Annotated in this window: 17 protein-coding genes; 7 read left to right on the top strand and 10 right to left on the bottom strand. The window is 40.9% G+C overall.

The features are described 5' to 3' along the window. The first annotated feature begins 98 nt into the window (after positions 1 to 98). Positions 99 to 440, top strand: a complete 342-nt coding sequence (locus ACFQ38_RS14555; protein WP_381481824.1) for a hypothetical protein — start codon at positions 99 to 101, stop codon at positions 438 to 440. Positions 441 to 526: 86 nt separating this feature from the next. Here the strand turns inward: ACFQ38_RS14555 and ACFQ38_RS14560 are convergent, their stop codons facing one another. Then, positions 527 to 1,312 (bottom strand): GNAT family N-acetyltransferase, encoded by a 786-nt coding sequence (locus tag ACFQ38_RS14560; RefSeq protein ID WP_336824116.1) that lies wholly within the window; start codon positions 1,310 to 1,312, stop codon positions 527 to 529. A 241-nt stretch (positions 1,313 to 1,553) separates the two neighbouring features. Here ACFQ38_RS14560 and ACFQ38_RS14565 point away from each other — a divergent pair, with 241 nt between their 5' ends. After that, a complete protein-coding gene (locus tag ACFQ38_RS14565; RefSeq protein ID WP_336824115.1) occupies positions 1,554 to 1,916 on the top strand; it encodes a DUF2500 domain-containing protein in 363 nt (120 codons plus the stop codon). A 71-nt stretch (positions 1,917 to 1,987) separates the two neighbouring features. Here ACFQ38_RS14565 and ACFQ38_RS14570 read toward each other — a convergent pair whose 3' ends face one another. Next, complete coding sequence (locus tag ACFQ38_RS14570; protein ID WP_381481827.1) at positions 1,988 to 3,067, bottom strand: AI-2E family transporter; 1,080 nt, start codon at positions 3,065 to 3,067, stop codon at positions 1,988 to 1,990. A gap of 408 nt (positions 3,068 to 3,475) precedes the next feature. Here ACFQ38_RS14570 and ACFQ38_RS14575 point away from each other — a divergent pair, with 408 nt between their 5' ends. Further along, positions 3,476 to 6,571: an ATP-binding response regulator gene (locus tag ACFQ38_RS14575; protein ID WP_381481829.1), complete on the top strand. Its 3,096-nt coding sequence runs from the start codon at positions 3,476 to 3,478 to the stop codon at positions 6,569 to 6,571. A gap of 197 nt (positions 6,572 to 6,768) precedes the next feature. On the opposite strand, the gene rlmD is transcribed toward ACFQ38_RS14575, so the two are convergent. Together rlmD and ACFQ38_RS14585 are read right to left on the bottom strand one after the other, a co-directional pair. Beyond that, complete coding sequence (gene rlmD, locus ACFQ38_RS14580) at positions 6,769 to 8,136, bottom strand: 23S rRNA (uracil(1939)-C(5))-methyltransferase RlmD (RefSeq protein ID WP_381481847.1); 1,368 nt, start codon at positions 8,134 to 8,136, stop codon at positions 6,769 to 6,771. 570 nt (positions 8,137 to 8,706) lie between these two features. Next, positions 8,707 to 9,204 (bottom strand): LURP-one-related/scramblase family protein, encoded by a 498-nt coding sequence (locus tag ACFQ38_RS14585; RefSeq protein WP_381481831.1) that lies wholly within the window; start codon positions 9,202 to 9,204, stop codon positions 8,707 to 8,709. 415 nt (positions 9,205 to 9,619) lie between these two features. On the opposite strand from ACFQ38_RS14585, the gene ACFQ38_RS14590 reads away from it, so the two are divergent. After that, positions 9,620 to 10,387: a YheC/YheD family protein gene (locus ACFQ38_RS14590; RefSeq protein ID WP_381481833.1), complete on the top strand. Its 768-nt coding sequence runs from the start codon at positions 9,620 to 9,622 to the stop codon at positions 10,385 to 10,387. A 152-nt stretch (positions 10,388 to 10,539) separates the two neighbouring features. After that, positions 10,540 to 11,769, top strand: coding sequence for a Bcr/CflA family efflux MFS transporter (locus ACFQ38_RS14595; RefSeq protein WP_381481849.1), 1,230 nt, complete (start codon positions 10,540 to 10,542; stop codon positions 11,767 to 11,769). 107 nt (positions 11,770 to 11,876) lie between these two features. Here ACFQ38_RS14595 and ACFQ38_RS14600 read toward each other — a convergent pair whose 3' ends face one another. After that, on the bottom strand, positions 11,877 to 12,536 hold the full coding sequence (locus ACFQ38_RS14600; RefSeq protein ID WP_336824109.1) for a hypothetical protein: 660 nt from the start codon (positions 12,534 to 12,536) through the stop codon (positions 11,877 to 11,879). 63 nt (positions 12,537 to 12,599) lie between these two features. Then, a complete protein-coding gene (locus ACFQ38_RS14605; RefSeq protein WP_381481836.1) occupies positions 12,600 to 14,072 on the bottom strand; it encodes a BCCT family transporter in 1,473 nt (490 codons plus the stop codon). Between the two features lie 853 nt (positions 14,073 to 14,925). Between ACFQ38_RS14605 and ACFQ38_RS14610 the strand changes: the two genes are divergently transcribed. Further along, the gene (locus ACFQ38_RS14610) at positions 14,926 to 15,882 is read left to right on the top strand and encodes an acetamidase/formamidase family protein (protein ID WP_381481838.1); all 957 of its coding nucleotides are present in this window, start codon (positions 14,926 to 14,928) and stop codon (positions 15,880 to 15,882) included. Between the two features lie 48 nt (positions 15,883 to 15,930). Further along, positions 15,931 to 16,665 (top strand): alpha/beta fold hydrolase, encoded by a 735-nt coding sequence (locus ACFQ38_RS14615; RefSeq protein ID WP_381481839.1) that lies wholly within the window; start codon positions 15,931 to 15,933, stop codon positions 16,663 to 16,665. An 88-nt stretch (positions 16,666 to 16,753) separates the two neighbouring features. Here ACFQ38_RS14615 and ACFQ38_RS14620 read toward each other — a convergent pair whose 3' ends face one another. The 4 genes from ACFQ38_RS14620 to ACFQ38_RS14635 all read right to left on the bottom strand — a co-directional run bounded on the left by ACFQ38_RS14620 (position 16,754) and on the right by ACFQ38_RS14635 (position 21,295). After that, complete coding sequence (locus tag ACFQ38_RS14620) at positions 16,754 to 18,154, bottom strand: S-layer homology domain-containing protein (RefSeq protein ID WP_381481841.1); 1,401 nt, start codon at positions 18,152 to 18,154, stop codon at positions 16,754 to 16,756. A 287-nt stretch (positions 18,155 to 18,441) separates the two neighbouring features. Next, positions 18,442 to 19,515 carry a S26 family signal peptidase gene (locus tag ACFQ38_RS14625; RefSeq protein ID WP_381481843.1) on the bottom strand — a complete coding sequence of 358 codons (1,074 nt, stop codon included), beginning with the start codon at positions 19,513 to 19,515 and terminating at the stop codon, positions 18,442 to 18,444. Then, positions 19,512 to 20,015, bottom strand: a complete 504-nt coding sequence (locus ACFQ38_RS14630; protein WP_336824103.1) for a sigma-70 family RNA polymerase sigma factor — start codon at positions 20,013 to 20,015, stop codon at positions 19,512 to 19,514. Before ACFQ38_RS14630 ends, ACFQ38_RS14625 begins: the two co-directional genes overlap by 4 nt. 20 nt (positions 20,016 to 20,035) lie before the next feature. After that, a complete protein-coding gene (locus ACFQ38_RS14635; RefSeq protein ID WP_381481845.1) occupies positions 20,036 to 21,295 on the bottom strand; it encodes a polysaccharide deacetylase family protein in 1,260 nt (419 codons plus the stop codon). Positions 21,296 to 22,047 lie beyond the last annotated feature (752 nt).

Genomic DNA, 22,047 nt, shown 5'->3' on the forward strand with positions numbered 1-22,047 from the left:
ATTTTTTAGATAGTTTTAGCATCATTTCAGCCATGCAAACAACTTCAAAATCGCGTATACTTTTATGTAGAATGATGTCGAGAAAGGAGGAATCGTTGATGAGCAAACCGATCGACCAAGAAGTGATTCTCCAGGCGATCTTAGAATCTTCTTCACAAATAAAAGAGTTAACCGTTCAAGTGAGTAAATTATCCAGTCGAATTGATGATGTTTCAAATCGTCTTGACGGAGTCTCAAATCGACTTGACGGAGTCTCAAACCGTCTTGATCAGCTTGAGATAAAAGTAGATGGAAACCATAAAGAAACAATGGACCGTCTTGACGCTGTGGAGAATAGGTTAAACGATGCCATTCATGACGTAGATGTCAAATTCACGATCCTGCATGGTGAATTATTTAATGTAAAAGCGGATGTAGTGAAACTGCAACAAGCGGAATAGTTGCCTACTTCATGCCGTAGCAAAATAACTTTTATTCTCCCCTTCAAAGTCAATGACTTAAGGGGAATTTTCTTTTATTGCCATCCTCACTGAGAGGGTTCTGCCTGCGGTGATTGACAGCCATACGAATAAGCAAGACACTCAAAACCATGCTTTTGCAGGATTGGCTGGCTCATCGGACTCGCATCTACGGTAAGAAAACGATATCCTTGTTCGGCAGCCTTTTTAGCCCGGATCGATAAGAGCGATGTGTAATAGCCCTTTCCTCGATATTCAGGCAAAGTCGACCCGCCCCATAAACTTGCGAACGAAGAATTTTCCTCTAAATACATCCAGCAAGCACTGACTAATTTCTCCCCATCGTAAACCCCGTATAAAAATAAAGAATCCGGATCATCCTGTTTGTCTCTCCAAAGCCGATTCCCTAACTCTTCATGCGACTCTTGCCAAATGAAATCAATTAACGAAATAATGTCCCGAACACCTTTCTCATCAATAATTTCTTTTATATGTATTTCCTCATCAACGCCGAGTAATGAAGGCATATCGTGAATGTCCATAACCATCAGCGCTTCTCGCGGCTCGGACATAAAACCCTCTTCCTCAAGAAGCTCTTTCAAATAATCCGGTTTGTCATAGCTATACACTTTCCATTCAAATCCGATTCCAAGTCGTTTGAAATGGTCTAACTCTTCCTGGATAATTTTTCGTGCATTCTCTTCATTTACATGAGATGCTATAATAAATCCCCTTTCACCGTGTAACGATACATGACGAACGACATGTTCCGTTTCTTCACGTCGATACCCCTGCGACTGCAGCTCTTGCCGCAGCTCCTTATGAAATAACGACAGTATTTTTTCTTTATCCATTTTACAACCTCCCAAATTCCACTCCATTGCCCCGTCCTTATTGGACCGACTGTTGCTCTAAATCAATCTTCAGACATTTCCTATTAGCTCTATGTTCCGTTCATCGCTAATCTCTATTCTAAAAGAATATTTCCTCACCATGTTACCACTTTTATGAATAAACCGATATCCTTTACTGAAATATTGAAACTACTCATTCAAATAAACGTAATATACTTGAAGACAATATGGAGGTGCTTTTATGGGATTTAATGCATTTGACGATTTTATGTTTTCTTTCGTTCCAATTTTTATAACCACTGTTTTTATAATTGTGATCGGTTTTATCATATTCACCATCGTCAGCGGCATTGGACAATGGTCCAAAAACAACAATTCGCCCCGGCTGACCGTTCCTGCTCATGTTGTAACGAAGCGGGCGCATACTTCGGGCGGAAGTGGAGACAGCTCCGCAACGACTAAGTATTATGTTACCTTTCAAGTAGAAAGCGGTGACCGAATCGAGTTTCATATGAAAGCTACCGAATATGGAATGCTTGCGGAAGGCGATGTTGGCATGTTGACGTTCCAAGGAACAAGGTATATCGAGTTTGACCGGAAGTGATTTCCCTTCATTCAACCCGAAAGCAAAGTTGTACATAAAAAAGCAAGCTACACTATTCGCAGCTTGCCATGCTATATGCTTTTCGTTGCAGCCCGTTTTATCTCTTTCCTTCGTTCATAGATATTAATGACGATCACCTTAATGACAGCATATGTCGGAATGGCTAAAAGGATGCCGAAGAACCCTGCAATGCTGCCCGCTGCTAAAATGAGGGTTATGACAGTGAGAGGATGAATATCGAGCGTTTTTCCCATAATGTTCGGAGTAATGAGATGGCTGTCCGTCTGCTGGGCGGCAAGGGTGACGATCGACACCCAAATGACGAGTTTCGGATCTTGCAAATAGGCGATGATTACAGCGGGCGTGAACGCAATCCAAGGGCCCAAGAACGGAATGACATTCATGAATAAAGCAAAAATTGCAAGCAACAATGCGTATTCAAGCCCGATAGCTAAGTAGCCGATCAGTATTAACGATGCAAGAATCGTACTGATTAGCAGCTGTCCTTGAATATAAGAACGCAACACTTGATCGATGTCATTCAGCGTCTTTTTCACCCACTCCCGACGCTCACCAGTGAACAAATTATAAATGAGCGGAGCAAATTTTTCATGGTCCTTCAACATAAATATAAAGAAAAACGGTACGAGGATGAGCAGAACGACAGCTTGTACGAATGACTGCAAAAATTGTACGATCCATAACCCGAATTTCACAGCGATGGATTGCAGTGAGTCGAGAGCGCTGTCAAGTGAATCCCGAACCGGCTCCGGCAAGTCTTCCTTCTGTTCCAATAAATTAATACGGATTTCATTAAGTTCTTCCGTCAATTCAGGCGCGTTGTCAATCAAGCTATTTACCTGCTTCGAAATAATTGGCCCGATAATCGAAGCGAATGCCCATATAATGACAGCTATACAGGCTACGATGATCGTAATACTCCCCCACCGTGGCACATTACTCGCTTCAAGTCTGCGCTGTACAGGTTCCGCTAAATAAAAGAGCACCCCACCAAAAATAACAGGCAATATAGCTGTTTTAACAATGATGGCAACTGGAGCAAATATGAAATTAATTTCCATAAAATACTTAATGATCAAAATGGCAAGCAGAAGAGCAACGCCAGTCTGGAACCACAGTTTCTTTGTCACGAACTCACTACCTTTCGCATACAATTCATCATTCCAAGCTACAAATATACTTATAAATATACCCAAAAACAGAGCAAGAGAACCTTCTCTGTCCCCATTCTCCCTACCAAAAAGTGCATAACGGCTCCAGCATACGCATAACTCTACATGTCACGTATAACGGTTACACCTCACGCATAAAACGCAATATTCGCTCATCATCAAGCAATCTTACGCATGAATGAAAATACGTCAAGAATCGTCTACAATTGTTTTTTCTAAGTGAAGAAAAAAAATGCAATAAGCATTCCTTTTTGAAAACAATGACTTCCTCTATTTACACCATATACAAGCATAGTGTAGTATCTGAGTAGTTCTGTCACCTTATTAGGGGGGAAGGTTTGCGGAAAGGAATCTGCGAATACATATATGAAAAAACGATATATTCTGTTGATCATAGGAATATTTTTACTTATTTTATCAAGTTCTCGTATGCTATGGATGAATGCGTTTTATAATCTCTCAAATACACAAATAATAGAAGGCAAATTGGATTTATGTAATTGGGATACACAAGAAGAGGAAGTTCTGCTGCTTGATGGGGAGTGGGAGTTTTATCCGTCGCAGTTGTTGATGGATCATGAGCGGCAGTCATTGACAGCCCCTCCTCAAAAAAAATTTGTTCAAGTTCCAGGCAAGTGGAATGAGGATTTTCAAGACGGTGAATCCACTCCATATGGCTACGGCTCCTACCGGCTGCGAATACATGTAAACCCTAATGAAAACGTTAATTACAGTTTATATGTACCAAGCGTTCGAAGTTCATCCGAGTTGTATATCAATGGACGATTCATGGGGGGATCTGGAAAGGTAGGAAAAACGGAAGGTGAATACACGGCAAAAAATCTGCCATATTCAGCATCTTTCACTGCAGATGAAAACGGCGTAATAGAAGTTGTCATTCAAGCGGCAAACTTCAAAGATGTTCGTCGTAGTGGCATCATTCGTTCGGTTAAATTCGGTTCGGAAGCTATGTTATCCAAAGAAAGAGGACTGTCCTTATCCTTACAATTAGTAGCATCTGTCATATTTTTTATCCACTCCATCTATGCTCTAATCCTATATTTCTTAGGGAATCGGGAGAAAAAGCTTCTCTATTTTTCTTTACTTTTATTTTCCATAACGTTCATGAATCTAATTAGTAGTGATGAGAAAATATTCCACTTACTTTTTGACGTTGGATACGAGTGGGATTTTCGCATTGCTAACGCATTAATTCCGATTGCTTGCTTGGCTTTATTACATTCAGTGGGTCAACGTACCCTTCCATATTGGCGTGTAATGACTCCGATTTACTCAAGTATCACTCTTGGGTTATCCATCGTTACACTTCTCCTATCGCCAAGTCAAATAATAAAGTTGTTTCCTGTTTATTACTTGTTGGCAGGACTCGCAATTGTTGTTGCGCTCATTACAATCCTTAAAAAGATTTATAGAAACATCTCTGGGAATCTTTTATTGCTGCTTTCCTTGATAGCAGCTGCCCACCATTTTGCTTGGGTAATCTATTGGAGAGAAGTAGGCGTAAGTGCTGTACATTACCCATTTGATTTGATTATTTCGATCGGTTGTTTTGCATCGATCTGGTTTAAAGATTATTTTACAATGCATGCAGAAACAGCAAAATTAGCATTGAAATTGCAAAAAATGAATGAACATAAGGACCAGTTCTTAGCGAATACGTCCCATGAATTTAAAAATCCGCTTCACGGCATCATTAATATGTCACAATCTGTATTAATGCGAGAAAGAGATCAATTAAAAAATAAAAGTGTTCATGAGCTTGAGACGATATTGACGGTCGGCCGGAGGATGTCCCTGTTATTAAATGATTTACTCGATGTGGAAAGCCTTCGGGAAGGTCATCCGCGTCTTCAAACAAAAACAATTGAGATCCAGCCTATCGTAACCGGAGTGATGGATATGCTGCATTTCCTCGTTGAGGTAAAGCCGGTTACGATTGTAAATGAAATCCCGAAAGACTTTCCGCCTGTCATCGCAGACGAAAACCGAGTCATTCAAATTATATACAACTTGCTTCATAATGCGATCAAGTATACGCATGAAGGAGAAATTCGCATTCAGGGCAAGGTACAAGATGATCGTGCATTTATTACCATTTTCGATACGGGAATAGGAATAGAAGAAAATTTTCTTCAGCACTTGTTCCATCCTTATGAGCAAGCGGCCAATACAGCAACTAACTCAGGTGGGCTTGGATTAGGGTTAAATATAAGCAAGCAGTTAGTTGAACTGCATGGCGGGAAGCTACAAGTCTCTTCGTCATTCGGAAAAGGGTCAGCGTTCACCTTTTCTTTAAAGTTGGCCCAACTAAACATCAATGAAGCTACAATCAATGCTCAGCATGACATATCGTCAGAAGCAGCTATGAGTCACTCGATGGAACATTCATTCCACCAGAAGGGTTCGGAAATCATGGCAATCGCTAACCAATCACCTTCCATCGAAAAACGTTCTATGAAACTGCCAATATTAATTGTCGATGATGATCCAATCAACTTACAAGTTCTTCAATCAATCTTGTCGGTTGACCAATATGAGGTTACCACGGTGACGAGCGGTAAGGAAGCGTTAGCGCATTTAAAGAAAAAGGAGTGGAACTTAGTTATCTCGGATGTCATGATGCCGAACATGTCCGGATATGAGCTGACTCAGATCATTCGAAAGCGCTACTCTCTGACAGAACTCCCGATTTTATTGCTTACCGCAAGAAGCGACCCAAAAGACATACAAACGGGTTTTTCAGCAGGGGCGAACGATTATGTGACAAAACCTGTTGACATGGTCGAATTAAGAGCCAGAGTGCAGGCACTCACAACGATTAAAAGAGTAATGCGTGAACAATTACAATTGGAGGCAGCTTGGCTGCAAGCACAAATCCAGCCCCACTTCTTATTCAACACATTAAATTCCATCATCGCTTTAAGTGAAATCGACTTAGAAAAGATGAATCATTTATTAGGGGAACTAAGCGAATTTTTAAGAAGCAAGTTTCAATATCAACATAAGGATGGACTGATACCGATCGAAGAGGAATTGAATCTTTCAAGATCCTATCTGAATATCGAACAAGTTCGTTTTGGGGACCGCTTGAAAGTCATTTGGGAGTTGGATGAATGCAAGGGCCTTAAAATTCCATTTCTAACAATCCAACCGTTAGTTGAGAATGCTGTTAGACACGGAGTGATGAAGCGTATCGACGGCGGGACAGTTGTTATTAAAGTGGTTGTCCAAGAAGGGAATGTGGAAGTTTCAGTTAAAGATGACGGAGTCGGAATGAATGAAGATCAAGTACAAAGTCTATTGGAAAGAAAAGAAGGAAGCCGATCAAGTATTGGATTGATTAATGCAAATCAGCGGTTGATGCGACATTTCGGTACAGGACTTCAAATTAAAAGCAAACCAAATCAAGGAACAACAGTATCCTTTGTAGTGAACATTTAATGTTGTGACGTTTATCGGAAACCACCTTTGAGTGAAGGGTGGTTTTCTTGTTACCTGCCGCATTTATGTATAACCACACTAATTCAATTACAAAATTGCATAAAGATTGCAAGAGGCGTTAGTATTTTCCTCTATACCTGTACATACGCAAAAATAGCAGGCATCCATTCATTTTCGAACCGATGCCTGCTATTTGTTTACTCATCCAATGTCAAAAGTGCAACGCATTCAACGTGTACAGTATGAGGGAAAAGGTCAACCGGCTGCACGTTTTGGAGTGTATAGCCGAACGGCAGCAATTCTGCGATATCCGTTGCGAATGTTTCCGGATTACAGGATACGTAGACAATCCGCTTCGGTTGCGCACGCCCAATTCGGCGCATCACTTTACCGCCAGCACCGCTGCGTGGCGGGTCAATGAGCAACAGATCTGCCAATCCCCAGCTCTCATGCACTTCATCAATTCCCCGACGCGCGTCCCGAGCTAAAAATGTTGTGTTACGCAAATCATTATCCAAGGCATTCCGTTTGGCGGATTCAATTGACGTTTCGACAATTTCAATCCCGGCCAATTCCTTCACTCGAGCCGCAAACGGTAAGGAGAATGTTCCGACACCGCAAAACAGGTCGATCATCTTTTCGTCTTCCTGCGGCTTACCCATTTTCAACGCCAAATCAACAAGCTTTTGTGCCTGGACCGGGTTCGTCTGGAAAAACGTATCGAACCATAGCCGGTAGCGATAACCACCCAATTCATCATAAATGAAATCACGTCCTGCCAAAACAAAAGTCTCTTCGGATTGTGTCCGGTCTGCCCAATCTGTATTCACAAGCCAAAGCAAGCTTTTCACATTCGTAAACTTCTTAGTAATTCTTCCAATCAAATCTGCAGCCGCAGCTTCCAATTCATCAGTAGGAGCTTCCGTTGCAAACAACGCAAGCATGATTTCGCCTGTCGCAAACGATTCCCGGACCATCAAATGGCGAAGAAGTCCTTCATGCGCATCTTTATCATACCCTTTGAGCCCATGATCCTTCGTCCAACTTCGCACTTCCATCGCCGCATCGACCATATTCCTGCCTGCAATCAAGCACGTTTCAAGTGGAATGATGTTTCGAAAATTCCCTTGCTCGTGCAGACCAAGCTCCCCTTCAGGAGAAAACGTAAATTCCATTTTATTTCTGTAATGCCATGGCTCGTCCATGCCGATCGTGTCTAAAACAAGGTCAGGATCTTGTCCAACGCTTCTCAACGCTTCTTTCACAAACTCCGTCTTATGCTTTAACTGTCCGCCGTAGCTCCAATGTTGCCACACACAGCCGCCGCAAAGTTCAAAATGCGGACAAGGCGCCTCCACCCGATCCGGATTCGCCGATATGACCTTTTCAGGCATTACTTTCCTTCTCTTTTTCTCGGGCTGATCCACGACAACTTGAACAGTTTCACCGGGCAGCGTCTGTGGAATGGTAAGCTTCAACTTTTTCGGATTGCCTAATTCATTCTCGCGCCATATAACCGCCTGTCCATTTCCTTTGCCATCCAAATGCCGAATGTCAGCAATCATAGTTTCTCCTATTTTAACGGTCAAGAGATCATTCCTCCTTCTCGACTTTCATCATCTATCGAACAGTCACTTTTCGCTACCTTCCTGCATCTTTATATGTGACGCAATACTCCATTATAGCGAAAGTTATCCCGAATCACCAGATGCGAAGCACGAAAATGTGCAGGTAATCAACTTATAAAACGGTGCATAACCGCATAAATTCCTCCAACCGTGCATAAGTCGTACCATCCACTCATAGATCTCATCAACCAGTTATGAAGCAGCACGCAAAATCATTAAGCCTTTCAACTACTCATAAGTCACCCTCGAAACTCATAATTCCCATCAACCAATCATAAGTCGCTCTCAAAACTCATAAAGCCACACAAACAATCACAAATTGTTACAGAAACTCATAATTCTCATCATTAACGCATAAACAGCCAACAAACTCATATTTTCCACCAACCACACATAAGCAAGACTTCAGAGTATAGCTCACAATTCCCTCAAATATCCGCATATTGACTCCTCAAAACAGTATGCAATGATTTCATCCAATGCAAATACACATGCATTCCAAATTTTTCACACACCGGGAGTTGAAGCAGCTGCAGCCTGGTCGGATTTAGCGCAATCAATCGCCACAACAAGCGCCACTAAGAGAGATTCCATTTCTTCATTCTCGATTTGCAACTCGTAGCTATCTCCCCAAGTAAACCACTTCTTGCTGACGGAACCGATAATTTCGCCATTTTGATACACTCCGAAATTCATATCCCACCAGTTCCCCCGTACTTCCATATCCACTGCATCAATCGTATAACGGGCCTTGAAAAAGGAAAATTGTTTGTTGATCATTACAGCTTCCCGGCCATTCACTTCTACAAAAAAAGTTGGTAAAAAGCTAAACGTTTTCTTCGTAATCAATCCAACTTCATGCCCCGAAGAATCCTTTATGGAAAACGTCTTCGGAATTTGCATGAAACTCCCTTCCACAAAGTATACTTCGTTCTCACGTTCGTCCTTCACCGAAAACTTCCCGCTCAAACTGAATACCTTTTGCTTAATATATAGCTGTCTCATGTAATCCCCTCCATATATTCACAAAGCCTATCAACCTATCACAGAACTATAATTGTCAACTTGGAAAAAAAGAGTTCCCCTTCATCATTTCACGTAATTGAACTCGGAATAAAAAAGATAAATCGGAGCATTCCGTTCTACTGTATGTACTCATTCGTTACTACATATACGGTTTCTTACGATCGAAAGTTTCAGAAGCTGTCGAAAAGACCTATCAGTCCGAGTCGGAACTAAGTTTTTGCTAGCTCCAGACAAAATCCTGATCAAATGTTTTACAAGTATAATCAATCTGCCTTTTATCAAAAATCCAGTTCCAATTATTCCATACGCATAAAATAAGAAAGAAGATTCGAATACCAGTAGCCATTCGGAAGAAATGGGGGGCGAAAATTTCACGATAAATGAGGGCGATCAAATGAAAAGAACGTTAGGGAAATGGGAGCAAAACATGAGTTTACAGCAGCATCCACATATCGCAAAACATATTCCAGAAACAAAATTATTCAATGAACACCATTTGGACGATCTATTGAGCCGTTGTCCATCCGTCTATGTAAAACATGATACGACTGGACAAGGCAGAGCAATCTTCAAAATCCGCAAAAATGCCGACGGAACCTATTATATAAACGGTTTTACAATTCAAGGGAAACCTATCCAAAAAACCGTTTTAAATGTGAATGTAATTCGGCAGCTCCTCCATCCATTTATTAAGTTAGGGAGAGAGAGCGGCCTTTACATTCTCCAGGAAGACATACAAAGCCACACTCAAAATGGACAGCCATTTTCGATTCGTGTTCACGTTCAACAACTGAAAAACGATTGGGTCATTGGAGGAATGTATGGAACGATTGCAAATGAAACTGTGACAGAAAGCGGGATTGTGAATCCTCATCGAGGCGCTCATGTAATGACCATTGCCGAAGTATTATCGCAAACAAAAAACAAAAGGAATCAAAAGAATACAATAAAGAGGATTGAAGAGATTGCGACTGCAGCAGCGAAAGTGATTTATTCTGTTTTGCCCAATCGGGAATACGGAATGGACTTCGGGCTCAATCAAAATGGAACACCTATTTTATTTGAAGTAAATACAACGCCAGGTATTAGCGGATTTGCGAAAATCGAGAATAAAGCACTTTGGAAACGAATTATTATGTTGCGCAAAATGCAAAGTACGTAAAATAAAGGCCAGGCACAGAAACAAGCTCTATTTAATCAGTGCCTGGTATTTTTACAATTCACTCCTATTACGAGAAATTTCTTTTTCATTCACAAAAAACTTAACAAATCACTTATAAACGCTTAGAATTAAGCGGTTAGGAGTGATGAGTCATTTATAATGAGAAAAAAGATTCTTTATTACATAATCCGACAGGGGCAACGCGTTTCGCATTGGCTATACTCTTAGGGCTGCTTGCCTTCTTAGGACCTTTGAATATCGATATGTATTTACCGAGTTTTCCCGGAATCGCAAGTGATTTACAGACGAGCGCCACACTCGTACAATCCAGTTTAACTGCCTGCTTGTTAGGTCTTGCGCTTGGCCAATTGGTAATCGGTCCGATTAGTGACGCACGGGGCAGGAGGAAGCCTTTGTTAATCGCTACTTTCCTTTTTGCAGCGGCTTCCACTCTATGTGCTTTATCGCCAAATATTTTCATATTAATTGCAGCACGTTTTTTACAAGGGTTTACTGCTTCGGCAGGAGTCGTTCTATCACGTGCAGTCGTGCGAGATGTATTTAGCGGCAAAGAACTTACGAAGTTTTTTGCACTTTTAATGGTGATCAATGCTGTTGCACCAATGATCGCCCCAATAGCTGGTGGAGCAATTCTATCTTTTGAATCCGCAAGTTGGAGAAGCATCTTTTACGCTCTATGTTTTATTGGACTATTCATCGTCATTATTGTTGGTTGGAAACTGAAGGAGACATTGCCGCAAGATATGCGGATTCCGAGTTCGATAGGTGCGTCGGTAAAGACGATGGGAAGTTTGATGACTGACCGTTCGTTTATCGGGTACGCTTTAGTTGTTGGTTTCATACATGGCGGCAGTTTTGCTTATGTGTCCGGAACGCCGTTTATTTACCAAGAGATTTACGGCGTATCACCTCAAACATTTAGTATATTATTTGGAATCAATGGAATCGCCATTATAACGGGCAGCTTTATTATTGGACGCTTTAGCGGTATTGTCTCGGAGAAAAGCTTACTGCAAGCTGCCGTCGTCATCTCTTTGACTGCAACATCCATACTGCTCATGATGACAATTATGAAAGGACCTTTAGCCACGCTTGTCATCTCCATTTTCATTTACATGATTACAATTGGTATGGTGATAACAAGCACCTTTACACTCGGGATGGCTAAGCAAGGGCATCGCGCAGGAAGTGCAAGTGCCGTCTTAGGCATGCTTCCACTATTGTTAGGATCGATCTTTACACCGCTCGCCGGCATTCGGGAAGCATCCGCTGTTCCGATGGGCATTATATTATTCACGACTTCCCTCATTGGCTTTACAGTGTTTTTCACATTCATTCGAAAAGACGAGAGAGAAGAATGAGCAGCACTATATACAAATCCCCCCTTGGCGTTTTTTTGCTCCCAAGGAGGGGATGGGTACTTCTTATTCAACAACATATTTCCTAAATCGTATATAACAGAAAACAATTACAAAGGTACCCGTGCAACTAATCTCCATGTACCACTTTTCGTCAATTGATCTACATCGATTTCAATATCGCTGCCTAAATAGATCGTCTCTCCTTCAATTGCAACGACCATCGCTTGAAGAACAGGGTCACTATTATTGTTTTGAAAAACATCGCCAATTTTCGGGATATAAGTTGGACGTGAATCAAGTTCTTGTTTTTTCAGTAGATCACTTGCTTCATGCGCGTCAGGCTGTTCTAAGTCAATAATTGTTGCGCCCTCTTCAAGACCTGGCACCATTACCCAATATTCACTATGTTTGATGCCATTTGATTTATTGCTAATTACGCCATATGCTTCGATCGAAGAGACAATTTCTATCGCATGAAGATGGTGATGATCCAAGGAGTCAGGTTTAGGATTTGTAATTAATATATAATCACCGACTTTCGCCTTTTCCTCTTTATGAAGCGTAAATCGCTTATAATTGAAGACAAAACTATCTAAATGCTTCGGTTTATACAATGTGATTTCTTTCGCAGTAACAAGTTGCTGCTCTAAATCCTCAAGGCGAATTAAGTGAACAGACTTCTTAAAAAATGGTTTTACAGAGTACACTTGATGCAGCTTATTGCGATAATAGACAAACTGTCCTTTTCTAACGTTTAGTAGATTCACGACAACCCCACCTTATGATTTTTTCGATTTTGTTGAAACTTATCATTCCAACGATTTAGCCATTCACTCTTTTTGCTGTATGATTTTATAAAAGGACACGACCATAAAAATAACAATTAGGGAGAGTGGCAACGCCGATATAATGAGCATATTTTGAAACCCTTTTATGCCGCCGGAGTACATGACAATGGCTGCCATTGCAGCTAATGCGATCCCCCAAACGATTTTGACAACATTTGAAGGATTCAATTGTCCCCCTGTACTGAACATGCCAAGTACAAATGTTGCAGAATCCGCAGAGGTTATAAAAAATATGGCAATGACAAACACCGTAATTAGCGACAGTACGGTGCCAAGAGGATAATGCTCATACATGCCAAATGTCACTGTTTCTGTAACTAAAGTAGACAGCTTTGCAAGCCCATTTTGCTCTAAGTATAATGCTGAGCCGCCAAAAACTGCAAAGAAAATGAAAGTTACAAGTGTCGGAGCAAGCAGCACACCCGCAACAAACTCTCTAATCGTACGGCCTTTTGAAACACGTGCGATGAACATCCCTACAAATGGTGCCCAAGAAATCCACCATGCCCAATAAAATATTGTCCAATCATTAATCCACTGGCGTTGTTCTCCATTCAACGGTTTCAGTTCAAAACTCATTTCGATGAAATTCCCAGCATATTTTCCGATCGATGTTGTAAACAGATTTAAAATGTACATAGATGGTCCGACGATAAACAACAGAGCTAGAAGAATAAATGCAACGACAATATTCGTCGTGCTTAAGTATTTTATACCCCTTCCAATACCCGACCATGCTGAAGCAATAAATAACACTGTCGCGATTGCTAAAATGATTAATTGAAACCAAAACGTTTTAGGTGCGTCAAACAAATACGTCAAGCCGCTATTAATTTGCGCTGATCCGAATCCTAATGTAGATGCGACACCAACGACCGTCGCAAAGATCGCAAGCGTATCTACGATGTGACCAACTGTGCCTCGCATAATTTTCTTGCCAAATAACGGCTCAAGCGTCGCACTAATCAACCCTGGCGCGCCAACTCGAAACTTAAAATAAGCGAGTATAAGTGCTACAATGCTATACAGCCCCCAGCCATGAAGACCCCAGTGAAACATTGCGTATTGAAGCGATTCTATAATCGCCTGATCAGATCCCGGCTCCCCGTTCGGCGAACTGATAAAAGCATGTGAAATTGTTTCGGCTGTTGTAAAAAACATCAGCCCGATGCCCATTCCCGCGCTGAACAACATGGCAAACCATGCAAGTAAACTAAATTCAGGCTTATCCTTTTCTTTTCCTAACTTCACCTTTCCAAAACGGGAAAACATCATATAGATGCAAAAACTAATCATCGCAACAATTACGAATATGTAAAACCATCCGAAATGATCATAAATAAATGTTGTTGCTGATACAGTCAGCTCGTTCAAATTTTCTGGAGCTAGAGCACCCCAAAGAACAATCGCTATACAAATAACGACTGCATACCAAAACACTCTTGTAATATGCAAAAAAATACCCCTTTCTGCTTTTTCCACTTCCAAAATCTAAAAGTGGTCATAGCTTTTAGATGGCCCATACCGACTCCAAAGCATGTGAAATGAGAATCGATTTGAGCGATCCACTTTGTTCATCATACGATATATTCATTTTTATTGGAATAAATACGCAATTATTCCAGAAAATAAAACTTAATGAATGCTTTTAAGCTGCTTGTACAGTTTGTATTCCTCCCTTACCTAAGGACATTCGCTAGAAGGCACACATGAAAAAATGAGCCGCCTATTCGATTATAAAAAATCGTTATAGACGGCTATTTGTCATGCATGATTAAATATGATTTTTAAATGAACCATCAAAGCATCCGAACAATATTTATTTTCATAATAGGTAGTGCTTTTCAATTGCTTATTTTTACGATGCTCTTTGTATAGGGATTTTATGTGTAATCAAATTTACCCCATTTGCCAATCAATTTACCCATTTGAACAAAGTGTTAAACCTTTTCACGATAATTGCTCGTTTACCGTAGATAGTAATAAAACATGCACGTAAGGCCATTCATCGTCTGAAATCGATCGTATCCAGTTGATAGTCTCCTCTATTTAGTAGACAGCTAACCGATTACTATGATGGGCACCGGGCTCGCTTCCCTGTAATTATTTATCTGTCTGTTTAAGCTCTTATCCAATCAGCTAAGTCGAAAAATCCGATCGTTTCGGTATAACATCAATATACGTAATTATTTTTACTTTAAAACGTAAATCATATTGACGATTTAAGTAATTTAAATTACTCTATAAAGTAATAAGGTTATTCTGAATTTACTTCAAAATAACGAAATCAATTGTTAGGGGGAATGAAATGTCTAACATTCATTATTTACAACCAGATTCAAACACACTTCATGGCTTTTTCAGCAAAGAACTACAACCAGCTCTAAACATCAACTCAGGGGATACTGTCATTTTTCAAACTTTGGACGCTGCATGGGGTCTAGAGAAACGCTCTGCTTTGGGAGAAGCAAGAAAAAAATTTACTGAATTTCATCCGGATCGCAAAACGAAGGAGTTCGGACACGCATTAGTTGGTCCCGTATTGATTCATCAAGCTAAGCCTGGACAGACATTGGAAATAAAGATAAATGAAATCATTACAGGTACGTGGGGATGGACATCTGCGGGAGGCTTCCCTAGTTATTGGAACGAAAAGTTGGGAATGGTTGAATCGAGTGAAGTTCTATTGGACTTTGAACTTGATGTAGAACAAATGGTAGGAAGAAGTCAATTTGGAAATTTTAAATATAGTGTTGAGCTGAAACCTTTTATGGGGATTATGGGAATGCCTCCTGAGGAAGAAGGAAAACATTCTACCATTCCTCCTCGGCCATCAGGTGGAAATATGGATTGTAAAGAATTACAAGCAGGAAGTACATTATTTTTACCGATCCCCGTTGAAGGTGGCCTTTTTTCAACAGGAGATGGTCATGCCGCGCAAGGGGATGGTGAAGTAAGCGGTCCTGCCCTTGAATGCCCGATGGAAAGGGTGAATTTAACCTTTACAGTAAGAGATGATCTTAAAATTAACATGCCCAGAGCTAAAACAAATACCGGTTGGCTAACGATGGGATTCCATGAAGATCTTGAAGAGGCTATGTGGCTTGCTTTACGTGAAATGATCGATTTACTGTCATCGCACTATGACATCTCAAGGACAGAAGCCTATGCATACGCTACGATGGTTGTCGATTTGCGAATCACTCAAATCGTTAATTGTGTTAAAGGAGTCCACGCATTTCTTCCTTTTCATGCCTTAAGGTGACGGAAGATTCAATCAGTAAACAAACAATTGAAAGGTGGAATGGCTATAATGTACAAAGATTGTTGGGTTGATAATAAGGGGATTCACATACATTTTATTGAAGCCAATGCGGATAAAAAAGAAGAGGCTCCTTTAGTCATTATTCCGGGGCTTTCAGAATCAGCAGAAGATTATATAGCTATCATCGAAAAACTCTCCCCGAGACATTGTATTATTATCACGCTTAGGGGCCGCGGCAAAAGCGATACTCCGGAAACTGGATATACACTGTATGATCATGTTAGCGATATTGACGCTGTTGTTCAACACCTTAAGTTAAGAAACTTTTTCTTGTTCGGCTACTCTAGAAGCGTTTCATACGTACTACAATATGCACTCAATAACAAAACCATAATCAAAGGGTTAATCATTGGTGACTACCCGGCGATTCACACACAACTCCCACAAGGGTGGGTTGAATTTTTTTCCTCCTTACCGCCTTGGAGAGGAAAACCACTGTCCGAAAGAATGAGTATGACGGCATTGCAGAATATCCAGAAAGAATCTTCACAAGTACTCTTTTGGGATGATTTATCATCAATCGAATGTCCAGTTCTTATTATCCGCGCTGGGAAACAAGGTGCAGCGTTGTCAGTAGAAGCAGCGGAACAATATACAGAGAAAATGCCCCAAGCCAACATAGTTGTTTTTGACGAATCGGATCATAATCTATTTGAACCTCATATTGATCCATTGATTCAAACGATGGAAACGTTTATGGATAAATGCCCCGCAGGAAAATAGGGAGTTATCGCTCCTCATAAAAAGGAAATGAAAAGAATCCATCCTTTGAGAGCTTACCGCTTAAGGGATGGATTCTTTTTGTGTCTGTTTATTTTTTCAAAGAATGTTTCTTCCCTTTCACATCAGTGATTTCGACAGTTTTATCCGTCAGTTTCATATCCTTCGCTTGAATAGTGGATAGTTTTTTCGTTTTCCCGTCCAGCAAGTTGTATGCAAACACACCTTTTTTATTGAAATAAAACATCGTAGTAGGATCAAATTTGACAGACTTGTTATTTTGCGTAATGTTTGTTGAAAATCTTGTAGATCCATCAAGTCGCTCAAAAATGACGCGAGCGTCGAATTCCATCACTTTTACTGGTTTCATTGTATTTGGACTGTCATGGTAAAGAAAGAGTGTCTGGTCCACATTTACAGATTCATCAAAGATCGGATTGTAATCGAAGTACCGTAAGTTTTTCTCTACCGTGTAATAATAGTCATGGCCGTAAACGTTGAAATTCCGCATACTCATTGCATGGTTTGCATCAATTGCAATGTCCATATACCTCGTATTATTTATTGCACCATGCTTATTCGTTTGAAATACACCATACATGTATGGATAATCAGCCACTTGAGATACAGCGGCCCAGTATGGAACGTAAATCATGTTGTTTTGGAGGATGATCGGAAACCCTGTTTCCAAGTGAACCTCAAACACCCCATCCTGTGTCGGAAAATCGCGTTCCGTTAGCAGTACTGTTTCCTCTTTCGTCTTTTTATTAATCTTCACAAGCTTTTGGCCTTTGACCGTATACATAAAGCCATCCTCTTCCACGACAATTCCCTTCTGACTAACATAGGAGATCGGTTCCGGCAACTTCATTTTGTCATCGATTGCACGCGCAAGGAAAGAAGAGAACTGGGCCCGTGTCACGGGATTTCCCGGTTTGAATGTTCCGTCTTGGTAGCCACCCGCAATCCGATTTAGTGCCGCACTATTAATATCACCAAATGCCCAATGAGCTGTCGAGACATCCCTGAACATCGGTTTCTGTTCCAATGGAAGGTCAAATGCCCGACGTAAAATCGCGGCCATTTGGGCCCGCGTCGTCTGCTCTGCTGGTCGCATAAAGCCGTTTTCCCCCCGCAGGATTCCCTTTTCATTTATAGTTGCAAGCGTTAAATAGTGCGAGGACTGTTTCGACACATCCTTGAATGTAACAGAAGGGTTACGTAGCAATGGAATATCCAACGCCTTTAGGAGCATAGCGGAAGCTTGTGCCCTAGTAATTGGTTCATTCGGTCGGAATGTGCCATCTGGATAGCCTCCAATAATTCCCTTTTTGTACAGGAACATTACATCCCACGATGCGCCATTCCCTTTTTGCAAATCTTTGAACGGAATTGGATCGTTGTACGGCGGGTACTCCGTCTCTGCTTCTACAATCGGTGTTAATGAAAACAAAAGGAATAATGTTACCAATGAAATGAAGAATCTTTTCAATTTCATCCACCTCTTTTTTAAATTTTGTAAGTCATTGTGCATAGTTTATTTGCGACAATTTACTACAAATAACTAAACACGGTCAAATCAATAGAAGGTTGATTTCACTATTTTATCTTAAACTGTTCCTATAATTGCAGTGCATCTTCTGAATAGTCTTTTGCAAAAACTATGAAGGTCGGCCCGTCCTTTATAATAAGCGGTTGGTTGACGACTTCTTTTGGACAGCTGCCGACCTAAGGTTCATGAATGACTACGGGGGTCCCATCCCCCTCATTCAAATCATGCTATTCTTGAATAATCCATCGACTGGAGCTTGCATCCCACATCATCGTAAACACTTGCTCCGCTACTCCTTCTCTCCCATATTGATAGCGAATTTGTACCTCATTTTCGGAAATAGAAACTTCCTTTCGATAAGATGCTTCTAAAAACAACTCACCTAACCGACTAATTTGCGTAAATATAGGAGTTTCCGGAAAGTCTCCAAAACCAAAAAGGTCGTCATATAAATACAAATCAAAATATTGCTCTGGTGTATAATTGCCAGTAAGCTGTCCAGATAAATAATCGAAATAAATCGATTCGGTACGTTCTTCTGTCGCTACCCCTACAACTTGTCCGTAAATTTTATGGACAGGAGTTATCGTTGCCCCCTGAACAGTTTCATTTGCCGGAAAGTGGTTCAATAATAAATATTCCCGTGCATTTAACAACTGGTCGTAACCACCTACGATCGTAACCTCCTGTTTCTCATAAAGATCCATTAGTTCTGATTGCAACGGTTTGCCATTGATCGTAAGCTCCCCATTTTTTAGCACGACCCGATCTCCCGGTACCGCGATTACTTCATAATAGGTATCCATGTAGGTCGGCAAATGGCTTGTCGTATTCGTCATCGTACGTACAATATCGCCAGCCTTATACACAACCTCGTCAAATAAATTCTCTTTGCGCTCAACGACCGTATGAAAAGTGTCAGAGCTCCCTTCCACCGAAAACTTTTCTACATCGATGTAATACAAACCGTCGACTTGATCAAAGTGCGGAAGTGCCAATAGTTCCTCATAGTTAATGGCTGACAATTGTTTCTTCTTATGCAGCGCCGAAATTTGTGCCAAATCATCTAATGGATCATACGGTACGCCGGGACCTTTATCTGAGGAAAGATAATTCATTGGATCAATTGTCAAAATAAGAAATAGTGCTACTAATGGGATCGCCGCTGAGACGAGTAGCGCTTGCAAAGAAAACCTTTTCGTCGGAGTCTCCAAACGCTCATGCACACGCTGCTTGATCCGCCTTTCCTGCTTTGATGTATCGCCCATCATTTGATCTAACTTACTTTTGAAGTCATTCAATTGCTCACTACCTCCCCGTCGTCTTCCTCAAAAAACTCCTTTAACTGCTGCTTGGCCCTACGCAGCCTTGTTTTAACGGTGTTTTCGTTCAGCTGTAAGTAATTTGCAATCTCTGCGATGGATTGCTCGTCGTAGTAAAACAAAATTAAAGGTTCGCGATATTTTAATGGAAGCTGGAAAAGATTTTTTTCAAGCGAGGCTAACCGCTCTTGCTCCAATACAACCTCGTCTGCTCCTTTATCCGATACAAAAATGGTATCGAATAGCACATCTTTTTTATGCTTCCATGAGCGCAAATAATCTTTTGCACGATTTGCTGTCATTTTCGTTAAATAAGTTTTTAACGAGGCCTCGTTGCGGAACTGGTCGCTTTTCTGAAAATACGTAACGAATACTTCTTGTACAACATCCTCTGCAGTTGACCAATTTTTTACATATAAATAAGCGATGCGCACTAAATAACTCGAATGCTCATCAATGATTTGATCAATAGTACTCATTTACGAACCCTCGCCCTCCTTCACTGCCCTGTAATATCCCCTTCCACATACGCGACAAATTGCTCAAACGACTTTTTCTCTGTTACACCGAATCGACAAACTTCATAATTGGATGTCTTCATATTTGCATAACCCTCGGTCGTCGTAAAGCCGATCAATAGACCCGCCTCTTTTGCCGCTCGGATGAAATCATCATTATAATGTCCAAATGGATAAGCTAATGATATAGCGGCAGGCACTTGCGCAATATTTTGCTGTAAATCCGATAATATCTCTTCTTTTGATTGTTGTAATGCAACGCCTTTACCCGTCTCATTTAGGGAATGCAAATCATTCGTATGTGCTTCAAACTGGAATACATCCGATAGTTCCTTGATATCAGCAGCGGTAAAAAACTGCAATGGACCTTCCGCATCAAACAACTGCTCTCCCTCTGCCCGAACTGTTCGCGAGGAAATAATATGCTGAAGCGCAGTGAACCCATATTGCTTTAATATCGGGTAAGCAAATTCCTTCGATGATAATAATCCATCATCGAACGTAATGAGAACCGCTTTGTTTGATAAAACAAGGCGCCCTTCCAAGTAATCATAAAGCTGTTGAGCAGTCAGCGTCTCAAAATGATGATCTGCCAAATACTCCATTTGCCGCTCAAACGATTCCAATGAGACGGTACTAATCATCGTTGTCATCAACTCAATCGGCAAAACTTGATGATACACAAGCACCGGCAGCCCCGCATCCATTCCAACCGACTGTTTATGAATATACCCCGGTCGCTCTCCTATCTTAAGGATATACCAATCTCCTTCCTCTCGCACAATCGGATAACGATAACCTTCTTCCAACATCATGATTATGCCGCTTTCCAAATCAGCCTCCTCGTAAACGGCTGTTTTTTGAATCGCTTGAATTGCAGCCAACCGCTCCGTATGTCCAACTGCCAAGAGTCTCTTTTTCTCTACTGTCCCATACCCTTTACGGAGAAAAACGGACATACTTCCAAGCCGCAGCTCATAATACACCTCATCCTCACCTATAATCGCAACCGGCTGATTCGCTTCCAACTCGCCTATCTGTGTCAAAGCTGCCCCCTTCATATAAATCGGCTGCCGCTCCTGCAACGTCAGAACCCGGTCGAATTCCCTTTTCGTAATAAAACGATCTTGATCTTGCGCAAAAACGATTTCTTGCGATTCTGCTAATAACCACATCGCACTGATCCATATAACGACAAGTAAGCATACAATGATCGGCACGTTTCTATAAATCTTCCTCATTCATGTACCCTCCACAATCATATAAGCAACGTACAGACGGAGATTTACAGAAAAAGTTTCATAGGTTTTAAAAGAATTTTAAAAGATGGATATATTAGTCCACAGATACAGATGAGGTGAAAAGTAAAACTATGTCGATTTATCTCATAAAATAGAGATTGAGCTTTACTTCCCGGGAAATAAAAACAAGCTTCGAGATTATTAAAACTTCCTAATCGACAATTAAGTGCTCCAAGCTGTATATGCATAGGAACAGACATACCCGTTAATGACAAGCTCATTATATGATCTATTACATGTGTAAATAGCTTCAAAAACGTAAATATCCTTTTCATTTTCACGAAACAACTTAGAAAGCGCATAAAACTCATCACCTATATCCATTACTATTACACCATTCGGAAATCATATTAAAAATCATCAACATCAAAAGAGCAAACTTCAACCACATGGATTTCATACGGTCATCTATATAACTATGAAAATGGCTATTTTGCATCTGTTCATTCGCAACTCTTTTCGATAAGATGTGTTCAACTTTTGTCAACGCCTCTCCGCTCCTTATGCTCACTCGGGAAAACCGCCCTCGCTCCAAGACATTGACAAACGCCACGCATTTTCTCCTATTGTTATTTCATTTTCAACCTACAAAAAATAAAAAAGGGGCTGTCCAGAAAGTCAGTGAAAACTGATTTTCTGTGATAGTCCCTTTCTGGTTGGAGAATAAATGGGGAACCCCTGACAACCGTCGC

This window comes from Sporosarcina contaminans, assembly GCF_042679045.1.
Taxonomy (GTDB): domain Bacteria; phylum Bacillota; class Bacilli; order Bacillales_A; family Planococcaceae; genus Sporosarcina; species Sporosarcina contaminans.

Excerpts from the sequence above, each read along its gene's own strand:
- ACFQ38_RS14615 (WP_381481839.1), top strand. The coding sequence starts at position 15,931 with ATGTACAAAGATTGTTGGGTTGATAATAAGGGGATTCACATACATTTT.
- ACFQ38_RS14585 (WP_381481831.1), bottom strand. The coding sequence starts at position 9,204 with ATGAGACAGCTATATATTAAGCAAAAGGTATTCAGTTTGAGCGGGAAG.
- ACFQ38_RS14575 (WP_381481829.1), top strand. The coding sequence starts at position 3,476 with ATGAAAAAACGATATATTCTGTTGATCATAGGAATATTTTTACTTATT.
- ACFQ38_RS14635 (WP_381481845.1), bottom strand. The coding sequence starts at position 21,295 with ATGAGGAAGATTTATAGAAACGTGCCGATCATTGTATGCTTACTTGTC.
- ACFQ38_RS14560 (WP_336824116.1), bottom strand. The coding sequence starts at position 1,312 with ATGGATAAAGAAAAAATACTGTCGTTATTTCATAAGGAGCTGCGGCAA.
- ACFQ38_RS14565 (WP_336824115.1), top strand. The coding sequence starts at position 1,554 with ATGGGATTTAATGCATTTGACGATTTTATGTTTTCTTTCGTTCCAATT.
- ACFQ38_RS14630 (WP_336824103.1), bottom strand. The coding sequence starts at position 20,015 with ATGAGTACTATTGATCAAATCATTGATGAGCATTCGAGTTATTTAGTG.
- ACFQ38_RS14555 (WP_381481824.1), top strand. The coding sequence starts at position 99 with ATGAGCAAACCGATCGACCAAGAAGTGATTCTCCAGGCGATCTTAGAA.
- rlmD (WP_381481847.1), bottom strand. The coding sequence starts at position 8,136 with ATGATTGCTGACATTCGGCATTTGGATGGCAAAGGAAATGGACAGGCG.
- ACFQ38_RS14590 (WP_381481833.1), top strand. The coding sequence starts at position 9,620 with ATGAAAAGAACGTTAGGGAAATGGGAGCAAAACATGAGTTTACAGCAG.
- ACFQ38_RS14610 (WP_381481838.1), top strand. The coding sequence starts at position 14,926 with ATGTCTAACATTCATTATTTACAACCAGATTCAAACACACTTCATGGC.